Below are 20,228 nucleotides of genomic sequence, written 5' to 3'. Positions count from 1 at the left end.
CCACCGAAGATCCACTCGCGCTCGACCGCCAGGTCTGCTTCGCGCTCGCCGTCGCCAACCGCGCCGTGCTGTCGGTGTATCGGCCACTGCTCGAGCCGATGGGACTGACGCATCCGCAGTATCTGGTGATGCTGGCGCTGTGGGGCGAATCGCCGATGTCGGTCAAGGCCATCGGATCGGCCCTGCAACTCGACTCCCCCACCCTCTCGCCGCTTCTCAAGCGTCTGGAGTCGATGGGGTTGCTCACCCGCAATCGAAGTGCCGAGGACGAGCGCGTTCTACTCGTCGCGCTCACCCCGGCCGGGGCCGCGCTTCGCAAGAAAGCCGAGAAAATTCCACCCACCGTCGTTTCGAAACTCGGAGCGTCACTCGCCGAACTCGACGAACTACGACGCGTCCTCACCCGCGTGAACGACGCGGCCATCGCAGCAGGAGCACTGTCGTGAACACTCGTCCTACCCGCACCCGCCCGCGCTTCGGTCAGTGGCTGGGCTACGCCGTCCTCGGCCGCAAACTCCCTGATTCCATGCAGGATTGGGTTCGACGCGACCTCGTCGGCCCAGGAGCGACACCGCGTCACATCCTGCGGTCGATGATCCCGTTCCTGCCGATCTTCATCGGGTTCTTCGTTCTGTTTCCGGGAGCGATCTGGCTACGCGCGTCGATGGTGTTGCTCAGTTTGCTGCTCGCGCTGTTCTACACCGCCGCCTACATGGATCAGAATCGCGCTCGACGCCTCGAGATCCACGGGCTACCGGCCGATCTGAAGAGCCCGAAGAAGATGGCCGAGATGGAACGCGAGCGAGAGAACTATCGCCGCAATCACTGACGCTCTCGGCCGAGCCCGGCGGTGAAGTCGTCGGCGATCATCGCCGCCAAGTCGCGGGTCTTACGGTTGGTGTTCTGCGAAAGCTCGGTCAGTTGCTTGAAGGCAGCGTCTGCGTCGATGCGGTACACCGACATCAGGATTCCGACGGCTCGGCCGATGGACCCGCGGGTGTCGAGCGCAGTCCGTAGTGTCGCGGCCTCGTTGCCGCTTTCCCGAATCAGTTGTTCGCGCACGCGCGAGAGTTCGAGGTGCACTCGAACTCGAGCCACCAACTCTCGGTCGTGGAACGGTTTGACGATGTAGTCGTCGGCCCCGCGCCCGAGACCGTCGAGCACGAAGTCGGTTCCCGCTCGCGCGGTCAGCAGGATCACCGGCACCCGCTGCAAGGCGTCGTCGCGGCGGATCTCGTCCACGAGTTCCAGACCGCTGCGTCCGGGCAGCAGAACGTCGGAGAGCACGAGGCCGGGCATCGTCGATCGAGCGCTGCCGAGTGCGGTCTCGATGTCGCCCGCGGTGGTGACGGACCAGCCCTCGTCGGTCAGCAGGCGCACCAGGTAGTTACGCATGTCGACGTTGTCCTCGACGAGAAGAATGTCCGCACGCTCGGTGGGCACCGTCGTCGAGTCGCTCGCAGCGAAGATCGCCGACACGGAATCGGCGGGTGCGGCCGGCCGTTCGACGGGCGCAGCCGCCTCGGCGGGCAGGCGCGGAACCACGACGGTGAAGGTACTGCCACGGCCCGCTTCGCTCTCGACGTCGATACGACCGCGCAAGACGGTGAGCAGGTCCGATACCAGCGCCAGTCCGATACCGGATCCTTCGATGCTGTGGGCACCCGATCGTTCGACTCGATGGAATCGATCGAAGATCAGCGGCAGGTCGTCTGCGGGGATCCCGAGGCCGGTATCGGCAACGACCAGGCGGACGACGTCGCTCTCGGTCCGCAGGCGCACGGAGATCCGGCCGACCGGCGTGTATTTGACGGCGTTCGCGACGAGGTTGAACACGATCTTCGTCCACATCTCACCGTCGGTGAGGACGACGACATCGTCGTCTGCGTCGACCACGAGCTCGAGACCCTTGCCCGACGCCACCGCCTCGAACAGCGACGTGCAGTCACGCGTCACCGCTCCGAGGTCGGTGGGTTCGAGGCGGGGACGCAGCTGACCGGCATCGGCACTGACCACGTCCAGGAGATCGTCGACCAGTCGACGCAGTCGAGTCGACGCGCGATGAACGACGTCCAAGGACTCACGATCGACGTCGGTGAGCGTCGAGTCGACACTCTCGCGTACCGAATCCAACGGGCCCGCGAGCAAGGTCAGCGGCGTACGGAACTCGTGTCCGACGTTCTCGAGCAGCCGCGTCTTCGCCTCGTCGGCTTCGGCGAGTGCCGCGACGCGTCGCCTCTCCATCTCGAAAGCATGCGAGGCGGTCAGGGCCGTGGACACCCGCTCGGCCACCGCGATCGAGAAGGACACGACGGAGTCGTCGCGGGCGCGAGATTCGTCGACTCCGACCAACAGGGCTCCGATGGGCTGAGCATGTCCCGCGAGCGTCAGCGGAACGATGACCGCCTGCGCGACGGATCCGGCAATCTCGACCGTCGAGCAGGGAACGCGTCCGTCGCACACGTCGAGAACGTGGGCAAGGTCCCAGGTCGCGTCGTCGCAGCCGAGTTCGCCCGAGGTTGCGATGTGATCGAGCTGCCCGTCTTCGGCGAGGTCGCGGCGCAGGTAGGCCGCGACGAGGGGAAACTCGCGGGCCTCGTCACCCAGCGTCTCGACCGCGGCGCGACAGATGCCTACCGGCCCCTCGGTGCCGTCACCCGTCAGTGAGCCCAGGGCGAGCAGCGCGTGCATGCGGCGTTCGCCGAGTACCTGCATCGTGACCTCGGTCGTGGCAACGAACACGCCGAGTACCGTCCGTCCGGCCCCGAAGATCGGGCTGTACGAGAAGGTCCAGTACGTCTCCTCGGGGTAGCCGAACCGATTCATGACGAACAGCTGCCGAACACCGTGCACTGGCTTGCGGTCCTCGACCACGTGAGCGCAGAGACCGCCGACGTCGTCCCATATCTCGGACCAACACTGGCTGGCCCGCTGACCTGCGGCCTGCGGAAACTTGTCCCCGAGAAAATCCGTGTACGTGTGGTTGAAGATCTGCACCAGATGAGGGCCCCACCAGATCAACATCGGGATCGTCGACGGCATGACGGTGCGGACGGCGGTCACCAACTCCTGCGGCCAACTCTCCACCGGCCCCAGATCGGTCGCCGTCCAGTCCAGTTCCCGGAATCGCGCGTCGGTGGCGTTGTCACCCGAAAACAGCTCGTCCAGCTGGGCCGAACTACCATCGGGTTGTGGGGAATTCATCGCCTCGTCCTTCGCACTGTCGTTCCGCTCCAGTCCGGAGGGCGCGATCTCGGCGTCAATACTAGCCGAACGACCGGTATGCAGGCGTTTCGCTGATCCCCCACGGGGGTACTGCCGCGAGCATGCCCCTCTCATCAAGTCTCCCGTACCCCTTGGGCGTCTCTCGTCTGTCGAACGACGGTGCCAACCTTGCCGTCTACTCCGAAACCGCGGACTCGGTGTCCGTGGTCGTGCTGAACGACGACGGAACAGAGCGCAGTACAACACCGTTGACGCTGCGTACCGGCCACGTCTTCCACGATCTGGTTCCCGACGTCACGCCGGGTGCACGCTACGGACTGCGCGTCGACGGTCCATGGGATCCCGCGTCGGGGCTGCGGCACAACTCGGCGAAGTTGCTCCTCGACCCGTACGCCACCGCCATCACCGGTCAGGTCGACTGGAACGAATCGGTGTTCAGCCACCTCCACGCCGAGCCGGAGACCCGCAACGACGAGGATTCGGCCCCGCACATGCCGTATTCCGTTGCCGTGGAGTCGAACTTCGATTGGTCCGGCGACGAGCCACCGCGCACACCACTCGATCGCACGGTCGTCTACGAGGTACACGTGAAGGGCTTCACTGCCACCAATCCCGATGTACCCGAGGATATTCGGGGCACCTACGCCGGTCTGGCGCACCCCGCCGCGATCGCACATCTCAAGCGCATCGGCGTCACCGCGGTGGAGTTGCTGCCCATCCACCAGTTCGTTCAGGACTCGCATCTGCTCGAGGAGGGGCGGCGGAACTACTGGGGCTACAACTCCATCGGCTTCTTCGCACCGCACAACGAGTACAGCAGCAGCGGCGACACCGGCGGCCAGGTGGACGAGTTCAAGGCGTTGGTCAAGACCATGCACGAGAACGGCATCGAGGTCATTCTCGATGTCGTCTACAACCACACCGCCGAGGGAAATCACCTCGGACCGACGCTCTCGCTCAAGGGAATCGACAACGGCTCGCACTACCGTCTGGTCGACGAGGACCGCAGCGCGTACTACGACACCACCGGCACCGGCAACAGTCTCAACGTCGGCCACCCCGCTGCCCTGGCACTGATCCTGGACTCGCTGCGCTACTGGGTGACGGAGATGCACGTCGACGGGTTCCGCTTCGACCTCGCCAGCACGCTGACGCGTCAAGACTCGGACCTGAACGTGCACAGCGCATTCCTGAGCCTGGTACACCAAGATCCGACGCTCGCGCCGGTCAAACTGATCGCCGAACCGTGGGATACCCAGGGCTACCAGGTGGGCGGCTTCCCGGCCCGATGGTCGGAGTGGAACGGCAAGTTCCGCGACGACGTCCGTGACTTCTGGCGCGGCGAGAGCGGCGCACTACCCGCCCTGGCGCAACGCGTCACCGGCAGTCCGGACGTCTACGAGAGCACTCGTCGACCCACGTTGGCCAGCGTCAACTTCATCACCGCACACGACGGTTTCACGTTGGCCGACTTGAACTCCTACGACGACAAGCACAACGAGGAGAACGGCGAGGACAGTCAGGACGGCGAGTCCGACAACCGTTCGTGGGGTTGCGGCGCCGAGGGCCCGACCGACGACGAGGGCGTCAACGCACTCCGGGCCCGTCAGCAGCGCAATCACCTTGCCACGCTGTTGCTCTCGGCCGGCGTGCCGATGATCCTCGGCGGCGACGAGCTCGGCCGGACGCAGAACGGCAACAACAATGCCTACTGCCAGGACAACGAGGTCTCCTGGTTCGACTGGAGCACCGCCGATCAGGACCTCATCGACTTCACCACCCACTTGATCGCTCTACGCGACGAACACCAGGCCTTGCGCCCCACGTGGTTCCGCCACGACAGCGATTCCGACGAGGAAGGTGTCGGACCGGACACCGTCGACTTCTATCGCGCCGACGGCGAGAAGCTCTCCGACGAGGACTGGTCGGACGGCAATGCTCACAGCATTCTTGTCCTCATGCGTGCCGGTGAATCCGATGCGTCGTTCGCGTGGATGGTCAACGCCTCGCCCGGCACCGTGGAATTCACTCTGCCGAAGGGACATTGGACCCAGTCGACCTCGAGCGACCCCGATCAGGCCTACGAGGCAGGCGGGCCGTCGATTCTGATTCGCGAACACTCGTTCACGTTGCTGCAGGGCTGACCCCGCAACAGCCGACAATGGCGGCAGTCCTCGTCACGAGGACTGCCGCCATTGTTCGTTTCAGCTCACCCCGGCGCGCACGTCCGGTGCTCCGAGTCGAGCTGCATCGGCGGTGTCGTCGTCGGGCTGCTCCTGCGAATCCCGTTCTGCCAGAACGCGGAGCCGGTAGTGCTCGATTTCCTCGGCAACATGCTGATCGTCCCACCCGAGGATGGGTGCAACCAGACGAGCCACCTCGATGGCCGCCGCTTCACCACGATCGGGAACCTCGATCGAGATTCGGGTCCGACGGGTCAGAATGTCGTCGAGATGCTGCGCACCTTCGTGACTGGCCGCATAGACCACCTCTGCCTTCAAGTACTCCGGCGCACTCTCGAGAGGCTTTCCGAGCTCTGGATCGGCGTCGATCAACTCCAGCAGCTCACCCATCAGAGTGCCGTACCGACCGAGCAGATGCTCGACGCGTGAGACGCGCATACCGGTGCGTTCGGCCGTCAGAGCGCGGGAGTTGAACGCGCCGAGGTAGCCGTCGGCACCGACGAGCGGAATGTCCTCGGTGACGCACTTCGGTACCGTGCGTTCGAGCCCGTGCACCGCGGAATCGACTGCGTCCTTGGCCATCACGCGATAGGTGGTGTACTTGCCACCGGCGATGACCGTCAGTCCGCGGACCGGGCTGGACACCGCATGTTCCCGGGACAGGGTGCTGGTGGAATCGGATTCGCCGAACAGCAACGGGCGCAGTCCGGCGTACACGCCGACGACGTCGGTGCGGTCCAACGGATCGGCGAGCAACTTGTTCACGTGGCCCAGGATGTAGTCGATATCGCTCTGGCTCGCGGCCGGATGAGCCAGGTCGAGCTTCCAGTCGGTATCGGTGGTCCCGATGATCCAATGACTACCCCAGGGAATGACGAACAGCAGACTCTTCTCGGTCCGCGTGATGATGCCGGTGGCACTGTTGATGCGGTTACGCGGCACCACCAGGTGCACCCCCTTGGAGGCGCGAACCTGGAATTGTCCACGGCCACCGACCATCTGCTGCACCTCGTCGGTCCACACACCGGCGGCGTTGATGACCTGCTTGGCCCGCACCTCGAAGGAACGGCCCGTTTCCAGGTCGCTCGCCACGACGCCGACGACCTTGTCGTCCTCACGAAGGAAGCCCGTGACGCGAGTGCTGTTGGCGCACAACGCGCCGTAGGCGGCCGCGGTACGAGCGAGCATCATCGTGTGCCGAGCGTCGTCGACCTGGCCCTCGTAGAACTTCACCGCACCGCGGATCGCCGAGCGCTTGCCCGACGGGAAGGACTCGAGCGTCTTCTTCTTGCCGAGGTGCTTGTGGTGACTCGGGACGCCGCGTCCGGCACCCATGACGTCGTACACGCCGATGCCGAGCCCGACGTACGGACGGTCGATCACCTTCTCGAGCGGATAGATGAACGGTACCGGGCGAGCGAGGTGCGGGCACAGCTTGTTCAGTACCAGCGAACGCTCCTTGAGCGCCTCGAACACCAACGCGAAGTTGAACTGCTCGAGGTAGCGCAGACCGCCGTGGAAGAGCTTGCTCGAGCGGCTGGACGTGCCGGCCGCGTAGTCACGCGCTTCGAGCAGACCCACTTTCAATCCGCGGGTCACGGCGTCCAGTGCTGTTCCGGCACCGACGACGCCGCCGCCGATCACCAGAATGTCGAGCTCTTCGGCTTCCATCCTCGCCAGCGCATCTGCGCGTGCCTGAGGACTCATGGCCGTTGTGGTGGAACTCATTCTTCATCAACCCAATCGAGAGTTCGTGTTACTGCCTTCTTCCAGCCGGCGTACAACTTCGCCCGCTGGTCTTCGTCCATGGACGGGGTCCATGTCTTGTCCTCGGCCCAGTTCTGGCGAATGTCGTCTTCGCTCTCCCAATAGCCTACGGCCAGTCCGGCGGCGTAAGCCGCTCCGAGAGCAGTGGTTTCGGCCACGACGGGACGGACCACATCCACGTTCAGGATGTCGGACTGGAACTGCATCAGCAGTTCGTTGACCACCATGCCGCCGTCGACCTTGAGCACCTCGAGATCGACGCCGGAGTCGGCGTTCATGGCCTCGATCACCTCACGCGTCTGATACGCGGTGGCTTCGAGAACGGCGCGCGCCAGGTGGCCCTTGTTGACGAAGCGCGTCAATCCCACGATGGCACCGCGGGCGTCCGATCGCCAGTGCGGGGCGAAGAGACCGGAGAAGGCGGGGACGAAGTAGGCACCGCCGTTGTCGTCCACCGACCGTGCGTCGGTCTCGATGTCCGCGGCCGAGGAGATCATGCCCAGGTTGTCGCGCAGCCACTGCACCAACGAGCCCGTCACGGCGATGGAACCTTCGAGCGCGTACACCGTCGGCTGGTCGCCGATCTTGTAGCAGACCGTGGTCAGCAGACCGTTCTTGCTCATCACCTTTTCGGTACCGGTGTTGAGAAGCACGAAATTGCCTGTGCCGTAGGTGTTCTTGGCTTCACCGGGAGACAGGCAGGCCTGCCCGAAGGTCGCTGCCTGCTGATCGCCGAGGATTCCGGCGATCGGCACTCCACTGAACGGTCCGCGCTCACGGCCGGTTCCGTACACCTCGGAGCTCGAGCGGATCTCGGGCAGCATCGACATCGGAATGCCCATGTCTGCACAGATGTTCTCGTCCCACTGCAGGGAGTCGAGATCCATCAGCAGGGTGCGTGAGGCGTTGGTCGGATCGGTGTAATGCAACCCGCCGTCGACACCGCCCGTCATGTTCCACAGCACCCAGGTGTCCATGTTTCCGAAACACAGTTCTCCCGCTTCGGCTTTCGCCCGTGCACCGTCGACGTTGTCGAGGATCCACTTGATCTTGGGGCCGGAGAAGTAGGTGGCCAGGGGCAGACCGGTCTTGGCGGTGTACTTGTTGGCGTCGCCGCCGCCCAGCGCGGTGGCGATGCGATCGGTACGGGTGTCCTGCCAGACGATGGCGTTGTAGATCGGCTTGCCCGTCGCGCGATCCCACACCAGCGCCGTCTCGCGCTGGTTGGTGATACCCACGGCGGCGATGTCCTCGCGCGTCAGATCCGCTGCGGCCATGGCACCGGCCGCGACGGCGCGCACGTTGTCCCAGATCTCCGACGCGTCGTGCTCGACCCAACCGGCCTGCGGAAAGATCTGCTGGTGTTCCTTCTGATCGACCGCGACGACGGTGCCCGCGTGATCGAAGATCATGCAGCGTGAAGACGTGGTTCCCTGATCGATCGCGGCGACGTACTTTCCTGCGAACTCGGTCATGGCTTCTCTCCTGTGGTCTGGGTGTCTGCTGGGAGTCGTGATGGCGGCTCGGGCGTCGAACCTTCTTGTTTGCGTAGGTTCTTTCCGATGAGCAGGTCGTACAGGAACACTCCTATCGGTCCGCCTACGAGAGGTCCGACGATCGGGACCCAGAAGTACAGGCCGCCGTATTGATCTCGCCAGGCTCCACCGTATCCGGTGATGTACGACGCCAGGCGAGGTCCGAAATCTCGGGCCGGATTGATCGCGTAGCCGGCGTTGGTGGCCCACGCGAAACCGATGGCGACGACGATGAGGCCGACGATCAGCGGTGCCATGTTGGCCATCGGCGCGGTGCCGAGCGAATCGGTCACGGCCACAATGAGGAACAGCAGGATCGCGGTGCCGATGATCTGGTCGATCAGCGCCGAGGACACGCTGACCGGCAGAGTTCCGTTACCGGGAAGCGTCGAGAAGATCGTCTGGGTGGCGGTGGTGTGCCCGGGGTCCACTGCGTTGATCATGTCGTTGTAGTTCCAGCGCACCAGCAGAGCGGCCACGAAGGCACCTGCGGTCTGCGCGAGGATGTACGGCGCAACCATCTTCCAGCTGAATCCGCGGAAGAGTGCGAACGTGATCGTGACCGCGGGGTTGAGGTGCGCGCCGGTGATCCGACCCGCGACGTAGATGCCGAACATCACGCCGAGCCCCCAGGCCCAGGCGATCGAGTCGTGGTCTCCGAGACTTCCCGATTCACCGCCCGAGACGACCTGCGCGACGACGCCGACGCCGAACAGAATGAGAATCATGGTTCCGGCGAACTCGGCAGCCATGTGCGCCGGTAGTCCCCATTCCGGTTCCTTACGAGCCATTGTGTAGCCTCCGCAAAGTTGGTGATGCACGCCACATTGCGTGCTGTTTGCCACGGTAGACGGCCTGCACTGCGTTGCACAGCTGATGCACATATGTGCAAAGCGGTCGTACACTGGCGATGGTGACGGACCAACGCATCGCACCCGAATCGGATCTGCGGACCGGCCATGCCACCCAGGCAGCGCGCCTCTACTACTTCCAGGACATGACGATGGCGGCGATCGGCCGTGAGCTGGGCGTATCTCGTTCGACGGTCTCCCGGCTCATCACGTTCGCGCGGGCATCGGGACTGGTGGAAATCAAGATCTCCACCCCTCTCGGTCAGGCACCACGAATCGAGCGGGCTTTCGCCGATCTGTACGACATTCGTGCACATGTCGTCCCCGTGTCGGAAACCGTCGACGAATTGCAGCGCCTCGACCGCGTCGCCACCTTCGCAGGCCGATTGCTGACGTCGTTCTTCGAGTCGGACATGGTGATGGGCGTCGCGTGGGGAACCACCGTCAGCGCCGTCAGTCGCAAGCTCGCACCCAAACGAACCCACAACTCGACCGTCGTGCAGCTCAACGGCGCAGCGAACACCCGCACCACCGGGGTCTCCTACGCCACCGACATCGTCCGAACTTTCGCCGACGCCTACGGCGCTGTGGCGCAGGGCTTTCCGGTTCCCGCATTCTTCGACTACCCCGAAACCCGCCGACACCTGTGGCGCGAGCGGAGCATCAAGCGAGTACTGGAACTGCAGGACCGGATGAACCTCGCCGTGTTCAGCATCGGCGTCATGAGCAGTGCTGTTCCTAGTCACGTCTACAGCGCCGGCTATCTCGAGCGCGAGGATCGAGCCGAGCTACAGCGCGACGGCGTCGTCGGAGACATTGCCACCGTGTTCCTGCGCTCCGACGGCAGCCACGATCGAATTGCGTTGAACGACAGATCGAGTGGACCGAGCCTGGACCGACTCAAGGTGGTGCCGCGCCGAGTCTGCATCGTCGCCGGGGCGTCCAAACTCGATGCACTCACCGCCGCGCTGCGCGGCGGATTGATCACCGACCTCGTCATCGACGACATCAGCGCGGCCCAGTTGATTCTCCGCTCGCGCGGCTGACCCACGTGAGCGGGTAGGAGTGGAGCCTGCAGGAACGACCAAAAGACACCTCGACCCCTGCTACGAAGTTTCGTGCACGTGTGCCTTGCGCTCATCCCATTCTCGTGTCACTCTTTTCTTCATGACAACCGGAAAGGCGGACACCGCCTCCCTCACGTGAGCGCCGTGCCGATGCCGTCGACATTTCCCCGTCGCGGCACATTCAGTGACAATCCCGAAGATTATGCCGAGAGCATTCGCGCAATCTGCGCGCAGCGCGATCGATGGCTCGCCTACGGCCTGAAGGCCGGCCCCTCCGACAGAACAGCCGCGGAATCGGCTGTGGCACAGCTGTATCGAAGATCGGGGCGTCCTGAGCCCAAATTCGTGTGGGTGGCATCTCCTGCAGCCGCCGCCGAATTCATGACATCTCGACCGATAGCGGACAGCGCAGGTGCAGGCTCCCTCATCGCATCACTGCTGTCGAGTTCACGCCGACGAATGGACCAGCGAATCGATCGACGACAGATCGAATGGCCACAGCAGTACTACTACTCCGACAACAATGCACAGCGTGATCTGCAGGCGCGTATCGATGTCGCACGCCGCTCACCGACAGACGCGGCCCGCGCCGGCATCAGTCCCGATCCGATCATTCGCCGAACCGTGCGAAAGTCTCTGCACACCAGCCTCTTCGATGGAGTGGCCACGGCTGTCCGAACCCTCGCTCCGCACCCCTTCGGCACCGTCAGCTGGTACGGACAACAAGAAGCCCATCGCGTCGCCTACTACGACATCTATCGCTCTTTCGGCCTCATGACGTTCGGGCGCGAGGACAACGAGCTTCTCGACATTCAATCCGCCCTCATCGAGTCGACGGGATGGTGGTGGGCGTTCGACGACATCGCAGTGATGTCCGAACGGCCGACGGCTCTGCACACCGAACCGATTCCCGATCCGGTGCACGGCGAAGTGCGACTGCATCATTCGACCTCCCCCGCGGTCGAGTTCGGCGACGGCAGCGGTGTCCATGTCCTGAACGGGACAGTGATTCCCGCTTGGGTGATCCATGATCCGACGGTCGAACGCATCACCGTCGAACGCAACGTCGAGATCCGGCGAAGCGCCATCGAACGGATCGGCTGGGATTCCTATCTGGACCAGGCCGGTTTACGACTGGTCGACACCGACGACGACCCGGGTAACCCCGGCTGCACCCTGCAACTGTTCGCCACGCCCGCTGGATGGGGCGACGAGGGTCGAATACTGCTTGCCGTCAACGGTTCTCGAGAACGAGACGGGGAGCGCCGACGCTACGGGCTTCGCGTCCCCGGCGCGTTCTCGTCCGCGGTCGATGCCGCGGGCTGGACCTACGGTCTGGCCGGAGCCGATTACGGCCGACTACTCCGCAGAACCTGACCCCAACCTGACACCACACCCCGACCACACACCCTTACAACACACCCAAGGTGACAAAACATGAACTCGAACATCACGCTGTCCGCACTGACCGACCTCACCGGCCTCGACGTATTCGACTATCTCGACAAGGAGATCTCCGTGCCCGTCATCGACGGCCTGCAAGCCCAGGGCGATCTGATCGTCGTACCGTACGTACTGCTCGACGGCATAGTCGTCCCCACCGAGCAGACCCGTCGCGAGGATGTGCCCTTGACGGGAATCGAATTGTTGCGCAGCGCTGCGGGCGGCAACCCGCACAGCCTGGTCGCCGACGGCGGCATCTGCACGTGGCTCAGTCCCGTCCACGACGTCCGAGGTCTCGCCCTGGGAATTCTGGCCAACTCGCAGACGGCGTACCTCATTCACCCCGAACACGGAGCCACCGGAATCGCTCCGGGTCGATATGTCATCGGCCGTCAGCGTGAAGGCGGACAGGGCGGCTGGTTCCATGCGCCTCAGTTGATCGCCGACTGAGAACCAGTGGCTCACATCACATTGTTACCGAAGTGCTAGGTCCATCTCACAAAGCAATTTTCGGTAGTAAGTGTGACGTTGTGTACCACTAAGGTTCGCGACATGACTGCTGTCGTCGTTGCGACTCATCCATGACCGGCTCCCCCTCACCGGTCCAGAACCGACTCCTCGGAATCGGTCTCGTCGTACTCATCGTCATGTTCGTCGGGTGGAGCGTCACCTCGTACAACAAGACGTTCAAGGACGTCGTGACGGTCTCCCTCGAGACCGATTCCGTCGGTAACGCACTTCCCCGCAACGCAGACGTCAAGGTTCGCGGCATGATCGTCGGCGAAGTGCGATCGGCGACGACGTCCGGTGGCGTCGTGACCTCGGAGTTGGCCATCGAACCGGACATGGCCGAGATGATTCCGTCGAACGCCACCGCGCGACTGCTGCCGAAGACACTGTTCGGCGAGCGATACGTCGCGTTGGAGTTGCCGGACGGCAGGCCCGGGTCGCCGATCACCGAGGGCACGGTGTTGAAGCAGGATCGCAGCGGCAACGCCATCGAGGTCGGACAGGTTCTCGACGGCCTGTTGCCGCTGCTCCAGGCCGTGCCGCCGGAGGACCTCTCGAACACCCTCGGTGCGCTGGCGCAGGGTCTGAGCGGTCGCGGCGAGGAACTCGGCCTCACGATCGACCGACTCGAGAACATATTTGCCGGGCTCAACACCGAGCTTCCGGCCATTCAGGAGGACCTGCGCGGACTGGCCGACTTCTCGCAGACCTACGCCGACGCGGCACCCGCACTGATCAACGCGCTCGACAACCTGCGGACCACCGGCAACACCGTCGTCGAGAAGCGCCCGGCACTCGAAACGTTGTACTCCTCGGTCACGTCGGCCTCGGGCACGACTGCTGACTTCCTCGACGCCAACTCCGCCGACATCATCGGACTGGCCGCGAACTCACGCGAGGCGCTCGAGGTGTTCGCCGAGTTCTCCCCGGCTGTCGGCTGCACCGTCGCCCAATTCGCCGAGGGTGCCAGACGCGGCCGAATCGTCACCGGCGTCGGCGACGAGTATCCCGGCATCAACGTCTCGATGCCTTTCGTCAACCCGAAGGGGCGGTACCTGCCGAACCAGGACGAACCGCGACTGTTCGAGCAGAACCGTCCCCCGAGCTGCCCCAGCCCCCTCGACCGTTCGGCGGGCGAATACTTCCCGCAGTACCCGGGCGGCTCCCCCAACGACGGCTCGTACCAGGTGCCGTCGAGAAACCCCGGGCAGCAGGACCTTCCGTCACTTCCGGCTCCGCAGCTCTCCCCCGTACCGGCTTCGTACGCGAACTCGGTCACCGAGCAACAGACCTTGGCCGTCGTCTACGGCGGGGCCACTGGAATCGAGCCCGACGCCGTGCCGTCCTGGACCACGACGGTCGGCGCTCCCGCACTCAGAGGAACGCAGGTCACGTTCAGGTAGGACCTACTGATTGAATGGACCGCAGACCCCGTCGACGAGCGCGTCGGGTAACGATTCAGGAGTACACACATGCCAGCCGATACGAACACCGCCGGATTTTCCATCCAGTCCAGCAACGACGGGCGCGCAGCCGTCATCGCGGTCGCCGGTGAACTCGACGTCACCACGGCCCCCGCGCTGTCGTCCGCGATCGAAGCACAGATTTCGACCACACCGGCTGCCCTGATCGTCGATCTGAGCAAGGTCTCGTTTCTGGCCTCGGCTGCCATGACCGTGCTGGCGTCGACGCAGAAGGACCACGGAGACACCGTTGCCTTCTCGGTCGTCGCCGATGGGCCGACCACCAGCCGCCCGATCAAACTGATGGGTCTCGATCAGGAATTCGCGCTGCACGCCGATCTCGCGTCAGCTCTCGCCGCTCTCGACTGACGCCACTCCCAGCGCCATCACTGCTGCGTCGTCGGCCAAGCCGTCGCCGAAGCTGTTCAGCAGTACCCGTAGGTCCTCGACGATGACTGCAGGCGACGCCGGGGCGTGGGCAGTCGCGAATTCCAACAGCGCGCCCTCGTCGTCGTATCGACCCGTGCCCACCTTGGCCTCGGTGAGGCCGTCGGTGTAGAGCATCAGGGTGTCGCCCGCGCTCAACGTCACGGTGGCAGGCACGAAGCGCGCATGACGCAGAATTCCGACGAGTTGCCCGCCCGTCATGTGGACGTAGTGCGCGCTGCCGTCGGCACGCATCACCAGTGGCGGCGGATGACCGCCACTGGCCATGCACACCTCGAATCCATCGGCCGAACGACTGAGCACCCCGAACACCGCCGTGCAGAACTGCGCGTTGTTCTCGCGGAATTCCTGTCGCAGAACCGAATCCAGATTGTGCAGTACAGCGACCGGGTCGTGGTCGTACACCGCGGCAGCGCGCAGGGTGTACCGCGTCAACGACGTCACGGCTGCAGCCGACGCACCCTTGCCACACACGTCGCCGAGAAAGAATCCCCAGCGATCGTCCGACAGCGGGAACAGATCGTAGAAATCTCCACCCACCTCGTCGCTCGATGCCGCGTGATAGTGCGCGGCAGCGGTCATTCCCGACGGCGGCAGCAGGGCAGGCGGCAGCAGCGACCGCTGCAGTGTCTTGGCCAGCAGCTCTGCTCGCGTCCGGGACTCGAGCAACTCGCGTTCGTAGGTGCGACGGTCCCTGGCGTCGAGCGCGGTGATGCGAATGAGCACCGGCGTGTCCGACTCGTCGGTCTTGACGTTCGCGGTCATGAACACCGGCAGCCGACGTCGATCGGACGTCACGAAATCGAGCGCGATGCCGTCGAGCTGACCGTACATCCGCAGAATCGGACCGAAATGGGTCTCGTAGTGGATGCGGCCACCGGCGGTGAGAAGTTGGGTGAAGTCGGTCCCGATCAGGGCGTCGACCTCGAAGCCGAGCCAACCCGCCAGCGTCGCGTTCAGCCTCGCGATCCGCATGTCGGGATAGACCGACAGGTAACCGCACGGCGCGTTCTCGTACAGGTCCTCGATGTCCAGCTCGTGCATTACGCCGGTCTCACGAAGGCCGCAATCGCCTCGGCGGTTTGTTCGGGTTGAGTGACGTGCGGGCAGTGCCCGCTGGCGTCGAGCGTCTTCAGAGTGCTGCCGGCGATGTGTTCGTGCACGTATCTGCCGACCTGAGGCGGAGCCAACGAATCCCGTGCGCAGTCGACGATCATCGTGGGCAGGGTCACCCCGGCCAGATCGGCGCGATTGTCGGACAGAAAGGTGGTGCGGGCGAACACCCGCGCGCACTCGGGATCGGTTCGGCAGAAGCTCGCGGACCACATGTTCTCGAGATCCGGCCGATCCGGCGCATTGACCACGATCGGTGCCATCGAAGCGGACCAGCCCAGATAGTTGCTGTCCAACGACTCGAGCAGCTCGTCGATGTCCTCGCGGCTGAAACCCCCGCGATAGTCACCGTCGTCGATGTATCGCGGAGACGGCGTCAGGAGAAAGAGCTTGGAGAATCGCTCGGGTGCCGCCTGGACCGCGAGAACGCCCATCATCGACGCCACCGAATGCCCGACGAACGTGACGTCACGGAGGTCGAGTTCCTCGGCGATGTCGATGATGTCGTCGGCGTAGGCCTCCAGCGGCGCGTACTTGTCGGCATCCCAGGCCGCCGGGTCCGACGCTCCTGATCCGACGTGATCGAAGAGCACGACCGAGAAATTCGGGGCCAGGATGTCGGTCACCGAGCGCCACAGCGTCTGGTCACATCCGAAGCCGTGAGCCAACATCACCACGGGACCGTCGGCAGCCCCCACGACCTTGACGTTGTTCCTGATGCGCGCACTCACCCGCACAGTCTGTCACCTGGCTACGACAGCGGGGAGTGAGACTGCCCCGACCGGGTATGGCCTGTACCTACAGAAACGAGAAATCTCATGCGAGTACTGGTCACCGGTGCAACCGGATACATCGGATCCCGGCTGATCCCGGTCCTTCTCGAGCAGGGCCACGAGGTGCACGCGGCCATGCGCGATCCGAGCAAGAAATCTCGTTTCGCCTGGGGCGCGCACGTCACCGCGGTGCACTTCGACCTCGACGATCACGAGACCTTCGACACCGCGACCGAGAATGTCGACGCCGTCGTCTACCTGGTGCACTCGATGGACGAGGGCGACTTCGTCGAGAAGGATCGCCACGCCGCGCAGTCCATGGCCGCCGCCGCCGAGCGCAACGGCCTGCGCCGGATCGTCTACCTATCCGGCCTCATCCCCGACGACGGCACCCCGTTGTCGGATCATCTGCGCTCTCGCCTGCAGGTCGAGGAGGTGTTCCTCGACAGTTCGGTCGATGCCACCGTGCTGCGCGCGGCGATCATCCTGGGTTCCGGATCGACGTCGTTCGAGTTGGTGCGTCGGATGACCGAGCGTCTACCGCTGACGCCGATTCCGACGTGGATGCGCAGGCAGGTGCAGCCCATCGCCGTGGTCGACGTGGTTGCCATCATCGCCCGCGCCCTCGGCGACACCGCACGCCCGGGAACGTTCGACATCGGCGGAACCGAAACGATGAGCTACCCGGAGCTGCTGCAGGCGTACGGCAGCGTTGCCGGTCTGCGTCGCGTACAGATTCCGGTGCCGCTGTTGCCGACGGGATTGGTGGGGCGCGCCGTCGCCATCATCACCGGCATGCCTCCCGGCACGGTGATCTCGCTGGTCGACAGCCTCACCCACGACATGGTGGTACGCCGCGGGAACGCGGCAACGGAGGTGTTCGCCGAGCCCGGTACCTCGCTGATGAGCGTCGAGGAGGCACTGCAGCGTTCGATCACCGTGACCGCCGAGGAGGGCACCGATGCCCACGCCGATCCCCAGGCTGCCGCCGACACCGATCCCGAGTGGGCAGGAGGGGTCGTCGACATCGTCGACGGCCAGGTGCGGCAACGGCCGTCGGGCATCCTCGGAAAGGCTCAGTTGGGGGCTACCCGCTGACCGATATCGGCGTAGTGGTGGGCGCACGGCACGGCTCGTTCCAACTGTCCGGCCAGTTGGACGAGCAATGCTTCGCCGCCCAGCGGAGCGGTGAAGTGCGCGCCCATCGGGAGTCCGCTCGGCGTCCAGTGCAGCGGAAGCGACAGCGCCGGGCGGCCGGTGACGTTGGCGAGTTGGGTGTACGGAATCCACGAGATGTTGTCGTCGATCATCTGGTCGACGATGCCGGTGTGCCGAAGCAGACCGGCGGTTCCACTGCGCAACAACAAGTCCGACGCCATTTCCAGTGGCTTCGCGAGATCGAAGGCACCGATCTTGGGCGGTAGCTCGGCAATCGTCGGGGTCAGCAGCAGATCGTAGGTCTCGAAGTACGTGGCCAGAGCCCGCACGTGCACGTGGCGACCTTCCACCGCCTGGAGGTAGTCGACGCCACTGGCGGATCTTCCCAGCGCCGCCATGATCCGGGTGTCCCGCTCGAAAGAGTCGTCACCGCAACCGGTTCGACGCTTGACCTCGTCCATCTCGTAGGCCAGGTAGGTGAACCAGGCCAGCAGGAACTCGCGATTGAGGCGGGCATCGTCGTACGGCGGGGCGTCGAGAAGTTCGACGGTGTGGCCGAGTTCGGTCAGTGTCTTGGCGGCAGACTCCATCGCAGCGACGGCCTGCGGATCCGGACTCGGATTCACCGACGTCGTCGCGTACATGCCGATTTTCAAGGCCGTGGGGTCCTGCTCCGTCCGTGACAAGAAGCTCCCGTCCGGCCGGGCGGGCGAGTAACCGGATGTCGCCTCGCCACCGGCCAACACGTCGAGCATCGCGGCGGTGTCGCGTACCGATCTCGACACGACGCCCTGCACTGCCGCTCCGTGCATCGCCTCACCGAACGTCGGTCCCGACGGCACCAGCCCGCGGCCGGGCTTGAGGCCGACGAGCCCGCAGCACGACGACGGAATGCGAATCGAACCGCCACCGTCGCTGGCCCCTGCCACCGGGACGATCCCGGCCGCGACCGCTGCGGCAGATCCGCCCGACGAGCCACCGGGACTTCTGCTGGGGTCCCATGGGTTTCGAGCCGGGCCGAACACGGTCGGCTCGGTGATTCCCTTGGCACCGAACTCCGGGGTGTTGGTTTTGCCGAAGATGACCAGGCCTGCGTCGAGCCAGCGCTGCACCACCGTTGCGTGCTCGGGCATCGGCAGATTCGTCAACGAGCGGGATCCGCTCGCGGTGGGCACCCCGGCGTAGTCCTGCGAGAGATCCTTGATCAGAAACGGCACACCGGCGAACGGCCCGTCGAGCGTTCCCGTCAGTTGCTCGTCCGCCTGCTCCGACATGAGGCGCACGATCGAATTGAGCGACGGGTCGATCGATGTGGTCTGTGCCAGAGCACAATCGAGCAACTCGCGCGGCGTCACCTCACCGTCGGCTACCAGTTTTGCCAGGCCGAGGCCGTCGTACTCGCGATACTCGTCGATACGCATGGCGTCAGCCTAGGTCCCGAGACCGTCGCCGGAGTGCCGAACTCGCAGTTGTGCAGGGATTTCGGTCCAATATCGTGCACAACTGCGAGTTCGACGAGGCGGGAGGTTGATTTCACCCCGCGGCGATGTCCGAAGGGTGCGCGGCGAGCGGAGTCACGTCGATGCTCATGTACGGAAACAGCGGCAGATTCCACAGAATCTCGTGGAGTCGCTCGTTGTCCCGCACATCGAAGATGCTCAGATTCGAGTACTGGCCCACGAGCCGCCAGATGTTGACCCATTCGCCGTCGCGCTGCAACTGCTGCGAGTACGCCTTCTCTCGGGCGAGAGTGTCGGTTCGCACGTCCGCATCGAGATCCTGCGGGAGCGCGACGTCCATCTTCACTGCAAACAGCATGTCGCTCAGGCCTTGTCGAGAACGAAGTCGTAGGTGACTTCCTGTCCGCCGTCGACGTCGTGCGGGTCGAGAATGAGCTCGGGCTTGACCGCACTCGCGACGTCGTCGTCGTTGTGGGCGTCACCGGGGAAATAGAGCTGGGTGGTGATCTGCTGATGACCTGCTGCGGCGACCTTGAGGTGCAGGTGCGCGGGACGCCACGGATGCCAACCGGCAGCGGAGATCAGGTTTCCACACGCTCCGTCGGTCGGAATCTGGTACGGCGCCGGCTTCATCGTGTGAATCCAGAACTGTCCCTGATCATCTGCAGTGACCGTGCCGCGCAGGTTCCACTCCGGGATGCCGGGTGCGAACTGCGAATAGAAGCCGTCGGCGTCGGCATGCCAGATCTCGATGACTGCATGGGGCAGCGCGGCACCGTCGACGCCGCGCACCTGCCCCTTGAACAGCAGCGGGGTGCCTTTTTCGCCGTCGCGGGTGGGCAGGATCGCCGCGGAACCGAGTTCGGGTGCATCGGGAACGTAGTAGGGGCCCTCGATGGTGCCCTTGCTGCCCTCGCGGGACTCTCCGGCCACCTCCTCGACGACGTGTTCCACCCATACGTCGAGGAAGAGCGGCCACTCTCCGGTCTGCCCGACGTTGATCAGCCATGCCTTGAGGGCGTTGTACTCGTCGTACGTGACCTTGTGTTCGCGGACGGTGTCGTGGATCGCCGAAATGACCTGGCGAGCAAGCAGACTCACGCGCTCGGGTGGGGTGTCGGCAGCGGCTTGCTTGTCGGAGGTGAAGCGCTGGGTGGCGTTCGCGCCGGACGCGGCGGCGGTGGCCACCTCCGCGGACAGATCTGTCGATGCTGCGTGGTCGATACTCATGGT

At 64.5% G+C, this 20,228-nt stretch carries 18 protein-coding genes; 9 read left to right on the top strand and 9 right to left on the bottom strand.

Translation table 11 applies throughout. From position 1 onward, the window contains the following. Both A2J02_RS23630 and A2J02_RS23625 read left to right on the top strand, forming a co-directional pair. Nucleotides 1-446, top strand: a 446-nt coding sequence (locus A2J02_RS23630) for a MarR family winged helix-turn-helix transcriptional regulator (RefSeq protein WP_068054427.1), incomplete at its 5' end; no start/stop codon positions are given. Next, on the top strand, nucleotides 443-829 hold the full coding sequence (locus tag A2J02_RS23625) for a DUF5313 family protein (RefSeq protein ID WP_068054424.1): 387 nt from the start codon (nucleotides 443-445) through the stop codon (nucleotides 827-829). The genes A2J02_RS23630 and A2J02_RS23625, both read left to right, overlap by 4 nt. Here the strand turns inward: A2J02_RS23625 and A2J02_RS23620 are convergent. Continuing rightward, nucleotides 823-3,204, bottom strand: a complete 2,382-nt coding sequence (locus A2J02_RS23620) for a response regulator (RefSeq protein WP_068054421.1) — start codon at nucleotides 3,202-3,204, stop codon at nucleotides 823-825. The two genes, A2J02_RS23625 and A2J02_RS23620, sit on opposite strands and share 7 nt — an antisense overlap. 122 nt (nucleotides 3,205-3,326) lie before the next feature. Between A2J02_RS23620 and glgX the strand changes: the two genes are divergently transcribed. Beyond that, nucleotides 3,327-5,369: a glycogen debranching protein GlgX gene (glgX, locus tag A2J02_RS23615; protein WP_068054418.1), complete on the top strand. Its 2,043-nt coding sequence runs from the start codon at nucleotides 3,327-3,329 to the stop codon at nucleotides 5,367-5,369. A 60-nt stretch (nucleotides 5,370-5,429) separates the two neighbouring features. Here glgX and A2J02_RS23610 read toward each other — a convergent pair whose 3' ends face one another. Genes A2J02_RS23610 through A2J02_RS23600 form a run of 3 tightly spaced genes read right to left on the bottom strand, consistent with a single transcriptional unit; the run spans nucleotide 5,430 to nucleotide 9,501 of the window. Then, the gene (locus tag A2J02_RS23610) at nucleotides 5,430-7,136 is read right to left on the bottom strand and encodes a glycerol-3-phosphate dehydrogenase/oxidase (protein ID WP_068054415.1); all 1,707 of its coding nucleotides are present in this window, start codon (nucleotides 7,134-7,136) and stop codon (nucleotides 5,430-5,432) included. Next, nucleotides 7,133-8,650, bottom strand: a complete 1,518-nt coding sequence (glpK, locus tag A2J02_RS23605; RefSeq protein WP_068054412.1) for a glycerol kinase GlpK — start codon at nucleotides 8,648-8,650, stop codon at nucleotides 7,133-7,135. Before glpK ends, A2J02_RS23610 begins: the two co-directional genes overlap by 4 nt. Continuing rightward, on the bottom strand, nucleotides 8,647-9,501 hold the full coding sequence (locus tag A2J02_RS23600) for an MIP/aquaporin family protein (RefSeq protein ID WP_032379865.1): 855 nt from the start codon (nucleotides 9,499-9,501) through the stop codon (nucleotides 8,647-8,649). Before A2J02_RS23600 ends, glpK begins: the two co-directional genes overlap by 4 nt. A gap of 122 nt (nucleotides 9,502-9,623) precedes the next feature. On the opposite strand from A2J02_RS23600, the gene A2J02_RS23595 reads away from it, so the two are divergent. From A2J02_RS23595 to A2J02_RS23575, 5 genes are all read left to right on the top strand, one after another. Then, nucleotides 9,624-10,607 (top strand): sugar-binding transcriptional regulator, encoded by a 984-nt coding sequence (locus A2J02_RS23595; RefSeq protein WP_094638970.1) that lies wholly within the window; start codon nucleotides 9,624-9,626, stop codon nucleotides 10,605-10,607. A gap of 156 nt (nucleotides 10,608-10,763) precedes the next feature. After that, the gene (locus A2J02_RS23590) at nucleotides 10,764-12,005 is read left to right on the top strand and encodes a DUF6745 domain-containing protein (protein WP_068054406.1); all 1,242 of its coding nucleotides are present in this window, start codon (nucleotides 10,764-10,766) and stop codon (nucleotides 12,003-12,005) included. A 60-nt stretch (nucleotides 12,006-12,065) separates the two neighbouring features. Further along, nucleotides 12,066-12,521: a hypothetical protein gene (locus tag A2J02_RS23585; RefSeq protein ID WP_068054403.1), complete on the top strand. Its 456-nt coding sequence runs from the start codon at nucleotides 12,066-12,068 to the stop codon at nucleotides 12,519-12,521. Between the two features lie 131 nt (nucleotides 12,522-12,652). Continuing rightward, the gene (locus A2J02_RS23580; RefSeq protein ID WP_068054401.1) at nucleotides 12,653-13,984 is read left to right on the top strand and encodes an MCE family protein; all 1,332 of its coding nucleotides are present in this window, start codon (nucleotides 12,653-12,655) and stop codon (nucleotides 13,982-13,984) included. A 69-nt stretch (nucleotides 13,985-14,053) separates the two neighbouring features. After that, nucleotides 14,054-14,413, top strand: coding sequence for an STAS domain-containing protein (locus tag A2J02_RS23575; protein ID WP_068054398.1), 360 nt, complete (start codon nucleotides 14,054-14,056; stop codon nucleotides 14,411-14,413). Here A2J02_RS23575 and A2J02_RS23570 read toward each other — a convergent pair. Next, nucleotides 14,390-15,535, bottom strand: a complete 1,146-nt coding sequence (locus tag A2J02_RS23570; RefSeq protein WP_068054393.1) for a PP2C family protein-serine/threonine phosphatase — start codon at nucleotides 15,533-15,535, stop codon at nucleotides 14,390-14,392. The genes A2J02_RS23575 and A2J02_RS23570 overlap by 24 nt on opposite strands. Continuing rightward, nucleotides 15,535-16,335 carry an alpha/beta fold hydrolase gene (locus A2J02_RS23565; protein ID WP_197478119.1) on the bottom strand — a complete coding sequence of 267 codons (801 nt, stop codon included), beginning with the start codon at nucleotides 16,333-16,335 and terminating at the stop codon, nucleotides 15,535-15,537. The genes A2J02_RS23570 and A2J02_RS23565 overlap by 1 nt, the downstream gene beginning before the upstream one ends. Nucleotides 16,336-16,422: 87 nt before the next feature. Here A2J02_RS23565 and A2J02_RS23560 point away from each other — a divergent pair, with 87 nt between their 5' ends. Continuing rightward, nucleotides 16,423-17,475, top strand: coding sequence for an NAD(P)H-binding protein (locus A2J02_RS23560; protein WP_068054389.1), 1,053 nt, complete (start codon nucleotides 16,423-16,425; stop codon nucleotides 17,473-17,475). Here the strand turns inward: A2J02_RS23560 and A2J02_RS23555 are convergent. From A2J02_RS23555 to catA, 3 genes are all read right to left on the bottom strand, one after another. Further along, a complete protein-coding gene (locus A2J02_RS23555) occupies nucleotides 17,454-18,956 on the bottom strand; it encodes an amidase (protein WP_068054386.1) in 1,503 nt (500 codons plus the stop codon). The two genes, A2J02_RS23560 and A2J02_RS23555, sit on opposite strands and share 22 nt — an antisense overlap. 112 nt (nucleotides 18,957-19,068) lie before the next feature. Further along, on the bottom strand, nucleotides 19,069-19,353 hold the full coding sequence (catC, locus tag A2J02_RS23550) for a muconolactone Delta-isomerase (RefSeq protein WP_068054383.1): 285 nt from the start codon (nucleotides 19,351-19,353) through the stop codon (nucleotides 19,069-19,071). 5 nt (nucleotides 19,354-19,358) lie between these two features. Next, nucleotides 19,359-20,225, bottom strand: coding sequence for a catechol 1,2-dioxygenase (catA, locus tag A2J02_RS23545; RefSeq protein ID WP_068054380.1), 867 nt, complete (start codon nucleotides 20,223-20,225; stop codon nucleotides 19,359-19,361). Nucleotides 20,226-20,228: the final 3 nt, after the last annotated feature.

The organism is Rhodococcus sp. EPR-147 (assembly GCF_001647185.1).
Taxonomy (GTDB): Bacteria; Actinomycetota; Actinomycetes; order Mycobacteriales; family Mycobacteriaceae; genus Rhodococcoides.
This window is presented reverse-complemented; position numbering and strand designations above follow the sequence as displayed.